This is a genomic window from Bacillus sp. LB7 (genome assembly GCF_030449715.1).
Classification (GTDB): Bacteria; Bacillota; Bacilli; order Bacillales; family Bacillaceae; genus Bacillus; species Bacillus paralicheniformis.
In genome coordinates, this window is the sequence record NZ_JASGCA010000003.1 from 106,900 (window position 1) to 122,917 (window position 16,018).

At 46.5% G+C, this 16,018-nt stretch carries 13 protein-coding genes and 1 pseudogene; 4 read left to right on the forward strand and 10 right to left on the reverse strand.

What is annotated here, in order from left to right:
• The first annotated feature begins 12 nt into the window (after positions 1-12).
• The 3 genes from arcD (at position 13) to QMZ64_RS05455 (ending at position 3,178) form a co-directional block, all read left to right on the forward strand.
• On the forward strand, positions 13-1,419 hold the full coding sequence (gene arcD / locus QMZ64_RS05445) for an arginine-ornithine antiporter (protein ID WP_301441157.1): 1,407 nt from the start codon (positions 13-15) through the stop codon (positions 1,417-1,419).
• 21 nt (positions 1,420-1,440) lie between these two features.
• A complete protein-coding gene (gene arcC / locus QMZ64_RS05450; RefSeq protein ID WP_265625319.1) occupies positions 1,441-2,391 on the forward strand; it encodes a carbamate kinase in 951 nt (316 codons plus the stop codon).
• A gap of 109 nt (positions 2,392-2,500) precedes the next feature.
• A complete protein-coding gene (locus tag QMZ64_RS05455) occupies positions 2,501-3,178 on the forward strand; it encodes a Crp/Fnr family transcriptional regulator (protein ID WP_020453468.1) in 678 nt (225 codons plus the stop codon).
• Positions 3,179-3,232: 54 nt separating this feature from the next.
• Here QMZ64_RS05455 and QMZ64_RS05460 read toward each other — a convergent pair.
• The 5 genes and pseudogenes from QMZ64_RS05460 to QMZ64_RS05480 form a co-directional block, all read right to left on the reverse strand.
• Positions 3,233-4,670, reverse strand: a pseudogene (locus QMZ64_RS05460) (glycoside hydrolase family 1 protein).
• A 23-nt stretch (positions 4,671-4,693) separates the two neighbouring features.
• On the reverse strand, positions 4,694-6,013 hold the full coding sequence (locus QMZ64_RS05465; protein WP_301441158.1) for a PTS sugar transporter subunit IIC: 1,320 nt from the start codon (positions 6,011-6,013) through the stop codon (positions 4,694-4,696).
• Positions 6,014-6,169: 156 nt separating this feature from the next.
• Positions 6,170-7,561, reverse strand: coding sequence for a DUF4179 domain-containing protein (locus QMZ64_RS05470; RefSeq protein ID WP_265625316.1), 1,392 nt, complete (start codon positions 7,559-7,561; stop codon positions 6,170-6,172).
• On the reverse strand, positions 7,531-8,100 hold the full coding sequence (locus QMZ64_RS05475) for a sigma-70 family RNA polymerase sigma factor (protein WP_265625315.1): 570 nt from the start codon (positions 8,098-8,100) through the stop codon (positions 7,531-7,533). The genes QMZ64_RS05470 and QMZ64_RS05475 overlap by 31 nt, the downstream gene beginning before the upstream one ends.
• A gap of 94 nt (positions 8,101-8,194) precedes the next feature.
• Positions 8,195-8,608 (reverse strand): hypothetical protein, encoded by a 414-nt coding sequence (locus QMZ64_RS05480; RefSeq protein ID WP_265625314.1) that lies wholly within the window; start codon positions 8,606-8,608, stop codon positions 8,195-8,197.
• A 139-nt stretch (positions 8,609-8,747) separates the two neighbouring features.
• Between QMZ64_RS05480 and pepT the strand changes: the two genes are divergently transcribed.
• Positions 8,748-9,980: a peptidase T gene (pepT, locus tag QMZ64_RS05485; protein ID WP_301441159.1), complete on the forward strand. Its 1,233-nt coding sequence runs from the start codon at positions 8,748-8,750 to the stop codon at positions 9,978-9,980.
• 153 nt (positions 9,981-10,133) lie between these two features.
• Here the strand turns inward: pepT and QMZ64_RS05490 are convergent, their stop codons facing one another.
• Genes QMZ64_RS05490 through QMZ64_RS05510 form a run of 5 tightly spaced genes read right to left on the reverse strand, consistent with a single transcriptional unit; the run spans position 10,134 to position 15,990 of the window.
• Entirely contained in the window at positions 10,134-11,612 is a 1,479-nt protein-coding gene (locus QMZ64_RS05490) for a glycoside hydrolase family 32 protein (RefSeq protein ID WP_301441160.1), read from the reverse strand.
• Positions 11,613-11,626: 14 nt separating this feature from the next.
• Positions 11,627-12,862, reverse strand: coding sequence for an MFS transporter (locus QMZ64_RS05495; protein ID WP_301441161.1), 1,236 nt, complete (start codon positions 12,860-12,862; stop codon positions 11,627-11,629).
• A 34-nt stretch (positions 12,863-12,896) separates the two neighbouring features.
• The gene (locus tag QMZ64_RS05500) at positions 12,897-13,745 is read right to left on the reverse strand and encodes a carbohydrate ABC transporter permease (protein WP_301441162.1); all 849 of its coding nucleotides are present in this window, start codon (positions 13,743-13,745) and stop codon (positions 12,897-12,899) included.
• On the reverse strand, positions 13,742-14,680 hold the full coding sequence (locus QMZ64_RS05505) for a carbohydrate ABC transporter permease (RefSeq protein ID WP_301441163.1): 939 nt from the start codon (positions 14,678-14,680) through the stop codon (positions 13,742-13,744). The genes QMZ64_RS05500 and QMZ64_RS05505 overlap by 4 nt, the downstream gene beginning before the upstream one ends.
• An 11-nt stretch (positions 14,681-14,691) precedes the next feature.
• A complete protein-coding gene (locus QMZ64_RS05510; RefSeq protein WP_265625308.1) occupies positions 14,692-15,990 on the reverse strand; it encodes an ABC transporter substrate-binding protein in 1,299 nt (432 codons plus the stop codon).
• Positions 15,991-16,018: the final 28 nt, after the last annotated feature.

The following is a 16,018-nucleotide window of genomic DNA, read 5'->3' on the forward strand; positions in this document are numbered from 1 at the left end:
GAGGTGACAAAAATGGCGGAAGAAAAGAAACTTGGGCTGTTTGCACTTATCGCGCTTGTCATCGGATCGATGATCGGCGGGGGCGCCTTCAACCTTGCAAGCGACATGGCTTCAGGAGCGGGGGCGGGAGCCATTTTAATCGGCTGGATCATCACCGGAGTCGGCATGATTGCCTTGGCCTTCTCTTTCCAAAACTTGACCACGAAAAGGCCTGATTTAGACGGTGGTATTTTCACTTATGCGCGGGAAGGATTCGGCCATTTTATGGGATTTAACAGTGGCTGGGGGTACTGGTTCGCAGCCCTTCTCGGCAATGTCGCATACGGAACGCTGCTGTTCAGCGCAGTCGGATATTTCATCCCTGCGTTTGGAGACGGACAAAACGTCGCATCGATTATCGGTGCAAGCGTAATCCTCTGGTGCGTGCACTTTTTGATCCTGCGCGGCGTACAGTCCGCTGCCATGATCAACTTAATTACGACCATTTCAAAACTGGTACCGATTTTTGCTTTCATTGTCGCCATTATCTTTGTGTTTCATCTTGATTTATTTACGAACGATTTCTGGGGAAAAGGGCTGTCGCTCGGTTCCATCGGGACACAGGTCAAGAGCACGATGCTGGTGACCGTCTGGGTGTTTACCGGAATTGAAGGGGCCGTCTTATTCTCAAGCCGTGCCAAAAAATCAAGCGATGTCGGCAAAGCGACTGTCATCGGCTTGATCAGTGTACTTGTGATTTACGTCATGATTACGATGCTGTCGCTCGGCGTCATGAATCAGCAAAACTTGGCCGGGCTTCCGAATCCTTCAATGGCTGCGATCATGGAGCATATCGTCGGCAAATGGGGAGCTGTGCTCATCAACTTGGGATTGATCATTTCCGTATTGGGCGCCTGGCTGGCCTGGACATTATTCGCGGGCGAACTCCCGCTGATCGCGGCGCGCGAAGGGGTCTTCCCGAAATGGTTCGGCAAAGAAAATAAAAACGGCGCGCCGACAAATGCGCTGACTTTGACAAACGCCATTATCCAGCTGTTTTTGCTGACGTTTCTCATTTCGGATGCGGCCTATCAGTTTGCATTCTCCTTGGCTTCCTCGGCCATCTTGATCCCGTATCTGTTTTCCGGGCTTTATCAGCTTAAATACAGCTGGCTGCACAAAGAACCTAACCGGGTAAAGAACCTCATCATCGGGATCATTGCAAGCATTTACGGCGTCTGGCTCGTATATGCCGCAGGACTTGATTACCTGCTTTTGACCATGATTTTATACGCTCCCGGCATTCTCGTATTCCGGGCTGTCCGCAAAGGAAAAGAAGGCCCCGTCTTCAATAAGGCCGAGCTTTTGATTGCCGCCGCGATTCTTGTATTGGCTGTCATCGCCGTGATCAGGCTGGCTGCGGGAAGCATTTCAATTTAACAAAACAGAGGTGATGATCAAATGAAAAAAAGAAAAATTGTCGTCGCACTTGGCGGTAATGCCATCCAAACCGGAGATGCCAGTGCAGAAGCGCAAAAGCGCGCGCTTGAAGAAACCGCCATGTATTTGGCGGATATGATCGACAGCGGCGCCGAATTAATCGTCACGCACGGAAACGGCCCGCAGGTCGGAAACCTGATGATTCAGCAAAAAGAGGCGGATTCCCCGAAAACACCGGCCATGCCGCTTGAAACTTGTGTTTCCATGACCCAGGGAATGATCGGCTATTGGCTGCAAAATGCTCTTGACCGGGCGCTGCATGCGAAAGGGAAAGGCGGACATGCGGCAACCGTCATCACCCGCGTCGCCGTCCGAGGCGATGATGAAGCATTCCGCAACCCGACAAAACCGATCGGTCCGTTTTACAGCGAAGAAGAAGCGAAAGAACTGATGAACAGCCGCAACGGCGGCCTCGTTTTTAAAGAAGACGCCGGAAGAGGCTGGCGCCGGGTCGTACCGTCTCCGGCTCCGGTATCGATCCTTGAACATGATGTGATCAATGATCTTGTCGAACACGGACATATCGTCATTGCGGCCGGCGGCGGAGGCGTTCCCGTCATTGAAAACGGCGATGCCGTCTCCGGTATTGACGCCGTCATCGACAAAGACTTTGCCGCCTGCAAACTGGCGGAACTTGTGCAGGCTGACGAACTGGTCATTCTAACAGGTGTCGACTATGTTGCCGTCGATTATTTAAAGCCGACAGAACGCGCGCTGAAACGCGTCACCACCGAAGAACTGAAAGGTTATATAAAAGAAAAGCAATTTGCAGAAGGAAGCATGCTGCCAAAAGTCAAAGCAGCCATCCAATTTGCTGAAGCCAAAAAAGGCAACAAAACGGTCATCACATCCCTGAACTTAGCCAAAGACGCTCTCCAAGGAAATGCCGGCACGATTGTCGAACAAGCCTAAAAGCAAAAGGAAGGGCTCGGGGAGGGTTCTTCCTTTTGCCAATCGTCAAAAACAAGTAAAATTTAAACTATATAGCCGCAACATCAGAAAATCGATAAGGGTGGTCCATATGAAGAACAAAGACATCGTACATCAACTGAAAAAGTTTCCTCTTCTCGCTTCCCTGAATAAAAGAGATCTGGAAGATATGAAACAGTTTATCTATTGGCGCACTTACCATAAAGGCCAGATATTATTTATGGAAGACGACCCCCGGGAACGAATGTACCTTCTTCTCGACGGCTTCATCAAACTCGAAAAATCAAACGAAGCTGGATCCATGTTTTATACCGACTATGTCCGTCCTCATACCCTCTTTCCATTTGGAGGCTTGTTTCGGGATGAGCATTATCACTATGCCGCCGAAGCCTTAACAGATATTGAACTCTACTATATACCCATGAACATCTTCGAAGATCTCGTCCGGGACAACAAAAACCTGCTTTACGATATTCTCAATCATTTATCAGACATCCTTGCCCTCCACGAGGAAAGGCTGAAGCGCATTACACTCTCCCATGCCCATGACAGGGTCACACAAGCCATTTACTATTTAACCGAAAGCCTCGGTCAAAAAGAAAGCAATTCAACCGTCATCAACTGTCCGATCACCGCTGCTGAAATTGCCAAAATCTCAGGGACATCCCGCGAAACCGTCAGCGCCGTCCTGAAAAAGCTTCGCTGTGAAGGCGTTATCAGTCAAATGAACAAGCAGATTATGATCAATCGGCCGGAGTATTTTATGTAGATCATATATGAGAAATCATCCCGGCGACAAGCGGGATGATTCCCCCCGCCGCCTTTATTTATACCGGAATTCCTCTGTTTCAAACCGTCTGTTTTTGATGATATCCCGATAAAAGTAAGCCGATTTTTTCAGCGCCCTGCTGCGGTTGTCCTCCAATCGGATCTCAACAAGGCCGTAGCGGTTTTTAAAGGCGTTCATCGGAGAGACGTTGTCCGTGAACGCCCAAAGCATATATCCTTTGCAGTTTGCGCCGGCGGCGATCCCTTTCATCGCCTCTCGCAAATGGGCCGAAATAAAATCGATTCTGTAGTCATCCTGAATGACCCCCTCTTCATTTTTAAAACGCTCCTCATGTTCGACGCCCATGCCGTTTTCCGCAATCAGCCATTCGATATTTCCATACTCATGTTTGATTCTCATCGCCATATCATAGACAATGCGGGGATAGATCTCCCATCCTCTGAACGGGTTCATTTTTCTGCCGGGCAGCTCAAAGTATTCATAGTAATAAGCGGGATGAAATGGCGTTGAGTCATTCCACTGTCTTGACGGAGCTTTTACACGGCGGGGGTAATAAAGGTTAATGCCGGCAAAATCTACTGTATGCTGTTTGATGATGTCAAGCTCCGCCTCATGATGGTCAAACAGAATGTCGTGTTTGACCAAAAGCTCCATCAATTCATCGGGATAGGCGCCTTTGATGCTCGGATCTAAAAAAACCCTGTTAAAAAACAAATCATAGATGCGGGCCGCTTTTTGGTCATGAGGAGCACTCGACCTTGCATACGTGACCTCAGGATTTAAAATAACGCCGATTTTGGCGCCTTCGAGGCAATCGGATTTGCGGGTGTGAAAAAGCCGGACGCATTTCGCCGTCGCCAATGCCTTATTAAAATTCCATTGCATCCATTTTTTCGTGTTCTGCTCATATGGGTATCGAATCGCATCAAGGAAAATCCGCGTTTTGCGGGACAATCGGTTCATTAAAAGTAAACCAATATTTCACCCTGTCTCCATACCGTTCAAATACTTTTTCCGCGTATGCCGCAAATAAATCTATGACATGTTTAGACCCCCACCCTCCGTATTTCTCCATCAAAACTGCGGGAATCTCATAATGCTCAAGGCAAATCATCGGCTCCACACCCGACGTAATCAGCTCATTGATGACATCGTCGATATAGCGTGCGTACATTTCGTCAACTTCTGCTGTTTCATAATCAATCAAAAAGCGGGACCAGTTAATCGATGTCCGGTAATGTGTCAAGCCGATCACTTTCATATGATGGATATCCTCTTTATAGCGGTTATAAAAATCGGTTGCCACCGCCGGTCCGTATCCGTTATGCCATACATGCGGGTCATTCTTGTACCACATATCCAAATAAGAATCCTGTGTCGGCCGCTTCCCGTCCCACCCCTCTGTCTGCCACGCCGACGCTGCTGCGCCGAGAATAAAATCGTCGGGAATCTTCCACGTTTGTCTCGCCATTTCGTTCGCTCCTTTCAACGCCTTTACATGGAAACATTTTTTTCAGAACTGACTGTAAGGCTTCGATTCAACAACATCACAAACGGAAGATAAATAAGGGCGGAGACGATGATGCATACGATTTGTGTGAGGACGGCGCCGAGGCTTCCTCCTGTCGACAGCCAGGCATTGATAATCGGCGGTGTCGTCCACGGCACCATGACAACGGCTTTTCCGGCAAAGCCCGCCGCTGTCGCGATGTAACCGATCGCACCCGTCACAAGCGGCGTCACAATAAATGGAATCGCCATTAACGGATTCAGCATGACGGGAACTCCGAAGATCACCGGTTCATTGATATTGAAGATGCCGGGACCAAACGAAATTTTTGTAATGCTGCGCAAATCCTCCCGTTTCCCCGCGATAAAAATCGCGATCAACAGACCGATCGTGACGCCGGATCCGCCGATGCTCATGTACACATCCCAAAACGGCATCGTAATGATATTCGGAATCGATTCGCCGGCAGCGTATGCATTCATATTGACGGTAATCGAAGCGAGCAGCAAAGGCTCCCTGATCGGCTTCACCATCTGGTTTCCGTGTATGCCGATGACCCAGAAAAACTGTGCGACAAACACGAGCAGCAAAATGCCGGGAAGGCCTTGAATCGCTCCTTCAAGCGGTTTTTGCACAACATTGTAAACAGCTTCATGAAGGTATACGCCCGTCAGCCGATGAAAAGCAAATCCGAAACTGGCGATGATCGTGACCGTAATAATCGAAGGAAATAAAGTGCCGAACGAGACAGAGACATTGGCCGGCACGCTGTCCGGCATTTTAATTTTGAGCCGATCCATGCTCGAAAGCTTGCTGAAGATTTCAACAGACACAATCGAAATAAACATCCCCAAAAACAGTGACTTCGGATCCGTAAATTCCTTGGCCAGCACATTAACCACTTCCTGCATCGAACCGTTCACTTCCAACAGCACCGTCGATGGAATGACAGAGATATAGGACATCAGCGCCATCAAGCCGGGAAAAAATGATTCATGCCCATTCAGCTTCCCGAGCTCAATCCCGATCAAAAACACTGCGCCGATCGTAATAAAGTTCAGCGTCGCATAATTGATCGACGCCATAATCGGCTCAAGCGCAGACAAGAACCGAAAAGGCTCGAAAACCGCAAGTCCCGTCTCGGGGCTCATCACCATATTCTGCATCAGAACCGCAAACGCCCCGGCAATGATGACCGGCATCAGCGTGACAAACGCCGACTTAATGACCATGATGTATTTGAAGCTTGTAATTTTAAAAGCGACCCGTTCAAACACCTCGGTCACCTTCGCCATCCTGCTCATTTACTCTCCCCCTTTTTTAGTGGTTTGCTTTTACCTTACAATGAAAACGCTTTCTTTTCGGTGCATATTTTTTCCTGTGGGAGAGGAAATTTTTCAGGTTGGGAGGCCAGCAAAGCAGACAACCCGCCGTTTCACTGAAACAGCGGGTCATCTATTTTACTGTGGCAATTGCACTTTGATCGGCTTAAACGGTGTAGAGTAAAATGCGCTTAAATAACCAAACTCGACAGCAAGCGAATATTGGTCAAGGCTGAAGCTTTTCGCTCCGAATTCACCATCTAACGTAAAGTCTGATCGGAATCGGAGTTTTTCAGGATCAAGCACTTTTGTAAAATTACCTTTTACGCTGTGTCCCTCCGGCGCCTCGTCAAAGCCTTTATAAGCCGAATCAACCAGCGACATCGTTTCTAAAAAATTTTGCATGCTGTCCATATCGATCTTAGATTGATCGACATGTTTCAAATGATAGTCGACAGACAGTTTGCTACCGTTTTGTTTCACCTGATCAACGGCAATCTGGAAATCATGACGGTCAGCGCTCAGCGCGGCGGGCGTTTTTGTGAGAGGCAGCGTCTTTTCAGAATCGCCCATACTGCTGCTTGCCTCAATCTTGAGGTATTTTGTTCCTTTATTCACTTTTCCAAGGATCAGCCTTTCTTCGTGACGAACCTTGTTTCCGATTTTTGTACTGTCTGTCGTCCACTGCCCTCCGCTTATATGAGGGATTTCGTTTCCTTTATCATCGGTCACTTTTATAATCGATGTACGATCGTTTGGATATTCCTCTGAATTGGATACTTCATAGTCGATGACAGTCGATTCTTTTCCGAGAATTACCGTTTTTACGGCGAGTTTATGGCCATCAGCCGATTGTGTATTGTTTTTGGTTACGTGGAGCGTTTTATACGGCAGTTTATCAACCGGAATGTCGAACTTCCATTTCCCTCTGATTCCGTTAATGTCTGTGATCGTAACCGGGAGTGTCAGTTTGTCGGGAATATGTTTGTCTGGATAGCCCGTTTGAATGTAGCCGGTATAGCCGTCCTCTGTTTTCTTTATGTCTCCTTGAGAAGCGATAGCCCATTTACGCTCACCATTAAATAATGTGAAATGAATCATGCTCGCTCCATCATCTAAATCTTTTCTTGTATCGCTTTTTACATTAAACGTCATACCGATGATTCCGCCGTCAAAATAAACGCTTGTCGCCGTCACGTCTATGTTGTTGCTGGACACTTTCTCGTTCAGTTCAGTGACAAGCTGGCCCGTCACCAAGTTTTGGCCGACATAGTCGTGGAATTGTTGATACGCTTTTCCAAACAGCGGAACGTCAGCCAACACGCTTTGCATCGCTGGGGAAACGAAGCCGCTGCCGAGAAGGAGCACGGCGGCCGCGCCTGAAACAAAAACTGTCCTTTTCACGGCGCGCTTCGGCCGAAACGTTTTTTCCCGCTTGGCCCGCTTGATGCCTTTATCGATTGATTCTTGGATTTCTTTTGTAGGAACATCGATCTTGTTTACTTCGTTTTTGAACCATTGTTTGTCCATGCGTCTTCTCCCCCAGTCAGTAGTTGTTTTAATTCAAGCTTCGCTCTTTTCAAATAGGTCTTAACGGTTCCTTCGGGAGCATTCATCACCCCGGCGATATCATGAATCGGCATGTCGTGATAATAAAATAGAATGATGGCGGTTTGATATTCTTTTCGCAACCGCTGAACGGCTTCAAGCATCCCCATTCTGTCTTCCGCATCCATCTCCTGCTCCTGGCCTTCATCCTGCAGCGGCCTGTCCATTAAAACCACTTTCTTTTTCTTGTCCAATAAGGCATATGCATGATGAATAAGGATTTTCGTCAGCCATGTCAAAAAGTATTCGGGATTCCTCAGCTGGGCAATCGATAAAAATGCCTTGTACGCCGTCTCTTGTACGATATCTAACGCGTCCTCCTTATTTCGCACATATATGTAAGCTGTTCTGTAAAGCTGATCGCTGTGCTTTTGAAACAGCATTTCAAAAGCTTTGGCATTGCCTGCGACAGCTTTCTTAACTAATCTGATTTGCTTCACTGCTGCGCCTCCTTCAAACATTAGAGAAGAGAATGGATGAGAAAAGTTTCAAAAGGACGGAATTTTTTCTCTGCATTAAAAAATCCGCTATTTCACCGAAAATAGCGGATTCTATTTATTTCTTTGTCAGCGTCACTTTAGGAGTTCCGGATTGGCCGTACGGTTCCTGTTCATGTTTTAGCTCTTCTCTCAGTTCATTCATACTTGATCGTTTGATTCGATATACGGCTTCAAGCCGAACCAAATATTCGGCCCTTGTTTTGAAAGCATGAATGATTGAGATGATCCAAACGATAAGCAAGGCTTTCATAGCCAAATCGAAGAGGAACGTTCTGGCTGTAAAAGCAGCGAATAAAACAGTCGCTGCATATCCGATCCCGGCAAATAACCATTTTCTTTGTTTCGTTCGCGCTGCGATATAAATAAATGCAAACCAGCTTAAAAATCCAAAAGGAACCCATGTGAACACAAGCCAGAAGGAATGTGCAAACTCCCATTTCATTCCTTCATTTGTATAACCTTTAGCCATTTTAATACTCCCTTACAATTGTGATGATCCTTTAGAACTATATTATACTAAATTTTCCTACACAGGAATAAAAGTTTTCGATTCGCCCGCCATGAATGATAAGATAAACATAAAACCAACAATTGGAGATGAAGGAAACATGAAGAACAAACTGATTGAACGCCTCATTTCTTATGCGAAAGTGGATACGCAGTCAAATGAAAACAGTCAGACGACGCCTTCCACTCCAGGGCAGCTGACGCTTGCCAATATGCTTGTCGAAGAGCTGAAAGAGATCGGCATGAAGGACGTCACAATCGATGAAAACGGCTATGTGATGGCGACGCTTCCTTCGAATACGGAAAAAGAGGTGCCGACGATCGGCTTCCTGGCTCATGTGGATACAGCAACAGATTTTACCGGAAAGAACGTCAATCCGCAGGTTATCGAACAATACGACGGAAAGGACATTGTGCTGAATGAATCCCTCAATGTCGTCTTATCGCCCAAGGAATTTCCCGAGCTTGCAAATTACGCGGGACATACGTTGATCACAACCGACGGAACGACTTTGCTCGGTGCTGACAATAAAGCGGGAATCTCTGAAATCATGACGGCAATCGAATATTTAATTGCGCACCCCGAAATCAAGCACGGGAAGATCAGAGTCGCTTTTACGCCTGATGAAGAGATCGGCAGAGGGCCGCACAAGTTTGACGTCGAGGCGTTCAACGCCACATTCGCGTATACGGTTGACGGCGGGCCGCTCGGCGAACTGCAGTACGAAAGCTTCAATGCCGCAGCCGCGAAAATCACTTGTAAAGGAACGAACGTCCACCCCGGCACAGCAAAAGGAAAAATGGTCAATGCCGCCAAAATCGCGATGCAGTTTCATGCCGGACTTCCGGAAAACGAAACCCCTGAATTTACTGAAGGTTATGAAGGCTTCTATCATCTGCTTTCGATCAAGGGCGATGTCTCGGAAACCAATCTCTCCTATATCATCAGGGATTTTGACAGAGACCGATTTAACGAGAGAAAAGCCACCGTCCAAAAAATCGCAAACGACCTTAAAGCCAAATACGGCGAAAACAGCATCACAGTGGACATGAATGATCAATATTACAACATGAGGGAAAAGATCGAACCGGTCAAAGAGATTGTCGACATTGCCTATGAAGCGATGAAAAATCTGGACATCGAGCCGGTTGTGAAACCGATCCGCGGCGGTACAGACGGCTCCCAGCTCTCATACATGGGGCTTCCTTGTCCGAACATTTTCACAGGCGGGGAAAACTTTCACGGAAAATACGAGTATATTTCCGCCGACAATATGGTCAAAGCCGCGAATGTCATCGTGGAAATTGTGAAGCTGTTTGAAGAAAGAGCATAATACGAAAAAAAGCGGCTGCAAGACACGACAGCCGCTTTTTTTGCCAGATCATTCTTTATCTGCGCTTTGCCTAAATTAGAACATGTTGCAAGGCGGTTTCTTTTTGGACTGGGATAAAGTCGATTAACGTCTCACCGATGCAAAAAATTCTGCTCATTTGGCTTCATCGCCTTTCCAAATATCTTTCAACGTCCAGTAAGTGAACTCTTCAACCCGTACATTGCCTTTCTCAGAAAACAGCTCAATCCCGGCTCTTCCTTCTTTGGGATATATGCGGCTGGTCATTGTCGCTTCACCATGGTTTGCAAATACTTCAATAGACGATCTGTCAAGAAACAGATGCAGGGTGAGCTTCTCCTCCGCTTCAAGCCGTACGTTTCTGACACCGTCCCGCGCTTTGCCGGACTTTGAACAGTCGAGCGTCAGCTTTTGATCAACCAAGCTGTACTGGATGATTGTCTCTTCCTGATCAATCCCCCGAATCTTTAAGCCAACCGTTTCGGCACTGCAAATTGTCAAATCAAAAACGGCCACCACTTCAAGAAGCTTTTCGGCTGTCTTGATCAAATAGCTGCCGGAAATCGATTGATTGGCACATTCATGATGTTCCGATTCACGAAGTAATTGAGTCTCCTCGACGGGGTTCATTAAAATTTTGTGATCATCCTTCAACGTCAATTCACGCGGCAAAGTTAAAGCCCCGCACCATCCGTCCGCTTTCGTCGGCATCTCTGACTCCCACATATCCATCCAGCCAATCGCAATTCTGCGCCCTTTGTCATCCAACAAAGTTTGCACGGCATAAAAGTCATGGCCATGGTCCAATTCCTTAAATGAGCCATGTACAAACTCATTCGTTTCTTCATCATAATCTCCAATCAAATAGCCTGTTTGATACAGATTTTGATATGAATCACCATCCGCCTCTATACCCTGAGGGGAAATCAGCAAAATGTGTTTGCCGCCTAATTCAAAGAAATCCGGACATTCCCACATAAAGCCGAGATTTCCGTCGCTTTGGGCGAGGACGCCTGCATATTCCCAATCTACAAAGTTAGGCGAGCGGTATAAAATGACCCGGCCGACATTTTCTTTTGAGGCGTTTCCGATCACCATATACCAGGTCTCACGATGCTTCCATACTTTCGGATCGCGAAAGTGGCGGGAGCTGTCTTCCGGCGGCTCTGCGATGACAGGGTTTTCTTTCAGTTTTTCAAAGGCGATACCGTCTTTGCTGACTGCTATATTCTGATTTTGATAGAAATCGTCTTTCTCTTCATCTATCATATTATGCCCTGTATAGATTAAAGCGAGGTCGCCGTTATATTCGACTGCACTTCCTGAGAAGCAGCCGCTCTCATCAAATGCATCGCCAGGGGCTAAAGCGATCGGCAAGTGTTCCCAGTGAATGAGATCCCTGCTCTTCAAATGGCCCCAATGCATCGGCCCCCAATTCTCATCATACGGATGATGTTGATAAAAGACATGATACTCCCCTTTATATTGAATAAGTCCATTTGGATCATTTATCCAGTTTGCCCGAGGCATCATGTGATAGCCCATTCGATATCGGTGATTCACTTTTTTCCCGGCTTTCTTCAATGCTTCTTCTGCCTGCTGAATTCTATTCATCTGTGACATCCTTTCTATATATGCTTTCTTTGTAGACTTTGAACAAATTCAACGTCTTTCTTTGAGTCTAGCAAGGTGAAAATCGAAATCATGGTGAAACAAAGAACCATTGTTCCCATGATGAGATAAGTGTGGCGAAATCCGATGCTGTCGTATAAACCTCCCGCAAGCGGCGAAAAAATCGACGTGCCTACCTGGGATGCGAATTGAAAGCCGACAAGATAAAGTACGGATGAAAGACGATTATCAAAATTAGTCGCCAAATATTTAAACACCGCAATCAGCATAATCGGCAACTCTAAAGCATGAATGAGTTTCATCGCTGAAATTCCGACCGGTCCGCTGACAAGTCCGGAGCCGATAATGCGGAAAGCCATTAACAGCCCCGCTAAAATCAAACTTTTTTTAGGACCAAGCTTATTGACGATGAAAGGCGCAAGAAACATCATGCCCGCTTCAATGAATACTTGGAATGAGTTAAGGTATCCAAATATTTGGTTCCCCAAGGCCGGAGTCGGAAATAAGGAAGCGTAGTAAAGCGGAAACTGCTGGTCATAGACGCCGTATACGCAAGTTACGCCGATCACGTACAACATCAAAAACCAGAAATCTTTTAAGAGAAAAAGACCTCCCACGTCTTTTAATCCGACCGAGTCTGCTCTTTCCTTTTCATCATCTGTCATCTCAATTTTTACGGAAACAATAATGGCCACCAATATGACTGCTGAAACAGACGCAACCCAGAAGTTGATATTCGGGTCGATATTGAACAGCTGACCTGCAAAAAATGTCGCCGCAGCCCAGCCGAGGGACCCCCACATCCTTGCTCTTCCATATTCAAATTGATATTTGCGGCTGACCTTTTCAATAAAAGTTTCAATCGCACCGATTCCGGCGAGAAAAGCAGTTCCCAAATACAATCCGCCGACGATAGCCCCAAGAAAGACATTGTATTGCAAAAGCGGTCCGTAGACGAAAATATAAAAGGGACCCGTCAATACGAGAAGCAAACTGATCATAAACAATATGTTTTTCTTCAGCCCGAGCTTATCAGAGATAAAACCGTACAAAGGCTGCATGCACAAAGTAAAGATAGCGTTTACAGAAAAGATAATGCCCGTCGCGGACCCGTTCAAATTGATTTCTTGCCCTAACCAAATCGCAAATAAAGAATAGCTGGAAGACCAAGTAAAAAAGAAAAAGAAAAAATAAGCGCTTAGTTTCCAATACAGACTGTTTGAGCTTTTCATTTTCATTTGCTCCTTTAACCCGATTTGGATGTATCTATTTGATGCCTGTCCCTGAACCGCCCAGGCCATCTAAAATGTAGCGTTGGGCGACAATGTAGATCAGAATCAGCGGAATCGTGGAAATCGTCAGGACAGCCATTACCTGGTTCGTATAAACCGGCTCGGTGCTGTTGATGGCTGTAATCGCCACCTGGATCGGAAATTTCGACTTATCCGTCAAAACCATCAGCGGCCAAATATAGTCATTCCAGCTGCCGATAAAAGCCAATGTCCCCACCGTAGCAACAGCCGGTTTGGACATCGGCAGCATCACCCGCCAGAAAATCTGCCATGTATTGGCTCCGTCCAGCTTGGCCGACTCAATCATCTCCCCCGGGATCGCCATGAAAAAGTTTCGGAACAAATAAATATTGAAAGCCCCGGCAAGCGCCGGCAAAATCACGGCAAGGCGCGTATCAACAAGTCCGAGCTTATGAACAATTGTAAACTGCGAGATTAAAATCGTTTCCATCGGCACGATTAAAAGCGCAAGCAATATGGCAAACAGCACTTTTTTACCTGTGAACTGCAGCTTGGCGAATGCAAAACCCGCCATACCGTTGATGATGACCGCCCCCGCTGCCACACACAAACCGTAAAACAGACTGTTGCCGATATACATGAGTAAATCAAACCGTGACAGCACTTCCCTGTAGGATTGAAACCATTCCGCCGGATGAAAAGACGGGAGAAACGCTTTTATGCTGCTGATATTGTTGTAAATATCGGCTTCCGGTTTCATCGATGAAGCGACCATCCAAATCAGCGGAAATATAAACAGAACCGCCAGCAAAACAAGGCATATATATTCCAGTATCGTCAAAGGTCCGAATTTCCTTCTCATCCGCCTTCATCCTCCTTCACCAACTTGCGCTGCGCAAGCGTCACCAATCCAATCATCGTGCCAAACAAGAGCGCAATTGAACTTGCATAGCCGACCATCCGATCGGTAAATCCCGTTTGATAAATATAATAGACAACTGTCATCGTTGAATTGACAGGTCCCCCCTGGGTCATGACCATTGGCTGCACGAGGAGCTTAAACGCACTGATCAGCGTCGTAATAAAGATAAAAACCGACGTCGGTTTCAACAAAGGCAATGTAATATAAATAAACTGCTGCCATTTATTCATACCATCCAATTGCGCCGCCTCGTAGACATCTCCGGGAATATTTTGCAGGCCCGCTAAAAAAATCAGCATCTGAAACCCGGCTCCCTGCCAGACTGAAACGAAAACAATTGTAAAGATCGCCTGATCAGGACTTGTCAAAAACGGCTGTGGCGGTAATCCGACATGCGTCAGTACGTTATTGATCATTCCTTCATTCGGATTCAGCAAGTACAGCCACAAAACGGAGATGACAACAAGCGACATGACGACGGGGCTAAAGTATGCGACTTTGAAAAACGTGTTGGCCTTGCGCTTTTTATTCAACAGAAGGGCCAACCCGAGAGCGGCCCCGATCTGTAACGGAATCACAAGGACAACAAATTTCAATGTGTTGCTCAAACTTTTCAAGAAAATAGGGTCTTTGAACAATTTGATAAAGTTGTCAAAACCGACAAACTTGCGCAGGTCAGGTGTTAACAAATAATAATCTGTAAATGCGTAGTAAACCGCCATAATCGAAGGAATCACAAGAAACACTGACAAAATCAGCAAGGCCGGACCTAAAAATGTATAGGCCAGCACATTGTCCCGCCACCCTATTTTATTGGCAGTGGTTTTTTTCAGCGGAAAGGCCGTCCTTGCTTCTTTCAACGGAATTTTATTCATGGCTCCACCTTCTAGTTTGCCTTATCGATGGCTGATTGCATTTCTTTTGCACGCGTATCCAGCACCGATTGAATATCCTGATGCTGATCAAAGAAGCTGATGTCATCGATCGCTTGCTGAAATGCGCGTGTGACCTGTGGATATGCCGGTGTCACCGGTCGTGCGTGCCCCGTTTTTTTCAGCTGTTGCAAGAAGACATTCATTTCATCTGAGAATTCTTTTGCCAGCACTTTCTCTGATGAATAGCGCACAGGCAGCGCGGCGATCGAACGGCTCAATTCCAGGTTGGATTCCTTGTTTGTCATCCAATCGACCAATTTTGCCGCCCATTCCTTGTTTTCAGACGTCTGTGTCATGGCAAACTGCCAGCTTCCTGAAGGAGACACAAGCTTTTTTGTTTTTGGCGAAACAGGATACGGCATCACACCATAATCGACATTAGGAAAATTTGTTTTCATATCGGTTACCGTCCAGACACCGCTCATTTTCATCGGATATTTTTCCGTTTCAAACGCCTGCTTAACCGGAGTCCGGGTCGTGTAACCCTCTTTCAGCATTGTTTGAATAAATGTCATCGCTTCAACGGTCGGTTTGTCGTTAAAAACACCCTCCGCTTTCTTGCCATCTTTTGAAAGGACATCTCCGTCGGCCGACCAAACAAATGGCAAAAGCGCATACGTCAGCATTTCGTCTTTTGACTGCAACTGCATATCGATTGCCGGTTTGTCATATTTATTTTTCAGCTTTTTGCAAAGCTCAAGAAATTCGTCCCACGTCCATGGATTCTCAACTGTTGGCAGCGTTTTCGAGTCAACGCCGGCATCCTTCAGCATTTTTTTGTTATAGTAAATACCGACCGATGATTCGCTGACGCCGATCGCATACAGTTTCCCTTGGTAGGTTCCCTGTTGCTTAATGCTTGGCAATAAATCATCCTGGTCTTTGATATACTCATCCAATGGCGCAATTACGCCCGATTTCGCATAAGCCGCCGTATTCGGTCCGTCCAAAGTGATCACATCAGGCAGGGTGTTCGTTGTCAGCGCCGCGTTCACTTTGTCTTCATATCCGCCACCGTTTCCGCTTCTGGGGATGAAATCAATTTTGGCCTCGACGTTTTCAGAGGCATACTTTTTATTAAAAGCGTCCACCCGCTTTTGATAGACCTTTCCTTCTTCACTATCATCAGATACGTGCACCCATACCGTAAGCGTTTTCCCATCTTGGCTATTTGCACTTTTGCTATTGCTGCAGCCCCACATTGCAAACATCAGCAACAACGAAAAAATTCCGAAGAGCCACCTTTTCATCTTTGTCACTTCCCCCCATTTTTCATAA

Bases quoted from the DNA above. Each gene is read 5' to 3' on its own strand.
- arcC (WP_265625319.1), top strand. From the start codon at position 1,441: ATGAAAAAAAGAAAAATTGTCGTCGCACTTGGCGGTAATGCCATCCAA.
- QMZ64_RS05505 (WP_301441163.1), bottom strand. From the start codon at position 14,680: ATGAATAAAATTCCGTTGAAAGAAGCAAGGACGGCCTTTCCGCTGAAA.
- QMZ64_RS05500 (WP_301441162.1), bottom strand. From the start codon at position 13,745: ATGAGAAGGAAATTCGGACCTTTGACGATACTGGAATATATATGCCTT.
- QMZ64_RS05510 (WP_265625308.1), bottom strand. From the start codon at position 15,990: ATGAAAAGGTGGCTCTTCGGAATTTTTTCGTTGTTGCTGATGTTTGCA.
- arcD (WP_301441157.1), top strand. From the start codon at position 13: ATGGCGGAAGAAAAGAAACTTGGGCTGTTTGCACTTATCGCGCTTGTC.
- QMZ64_RS05475 (WP_265625315.1), bottom strand. From the start codon at position 8,100: ATGTTTGAAGGAGGCGCAGCAGTGAAGCAAATCAGATTAGTTAAGAAA.
- QMZ64_RS05490 (WP_301441160.1), bottom strand. From the start codon at position 11,612: ATGAATAGAATTCAGCAGGCAGAAGAAGCATTGAAGAAAGCCGGGAAA.
- QMZ64_RS05480 (WP_265625314.1), bottom strand. From the start codon at position 8,608: ATGGCTAAAGGTTATACAAATGAAGGAATGAAATGGGAGTTTGCACAT.
- QMZ64_RS05465 (WP_301441158.1), bottom strand. From the start codon at position 6,013: ATGAGCAGGATGGCGAAGGTGACCGAGGTGTTTGAACGGGTCGCTTTT.
- QMZ64_RS05470 (WP_265625316.1), bottom strand. From the start codon at position 7,561: ATGGACAAACAATGGTTCAAAAACGAAGTAAACAAGATCGATGTTCCT.
- pepT (WP_301441159.1), top strand. From the start codon at position 8,748: ATGAAGAACAAACTGATTGAACGCCTCATTTCTTATGCGAAAGTGGAT.
- QMZ64_RS05455 (WP_020453468.1), top strand. From the start codon at position 2,501: ATGAAGAACAAAGACATCGTACATCAACTGAAAAAGTTTCCTCTTCTC.
- QMZ64_RS05495 (WP_301441161.1), bottom strand. From the start codon at position 12,862: ATGAAAAGCTCAAACAGTCTGTATTGGAAACTAAGCGCTTATTTTTTC.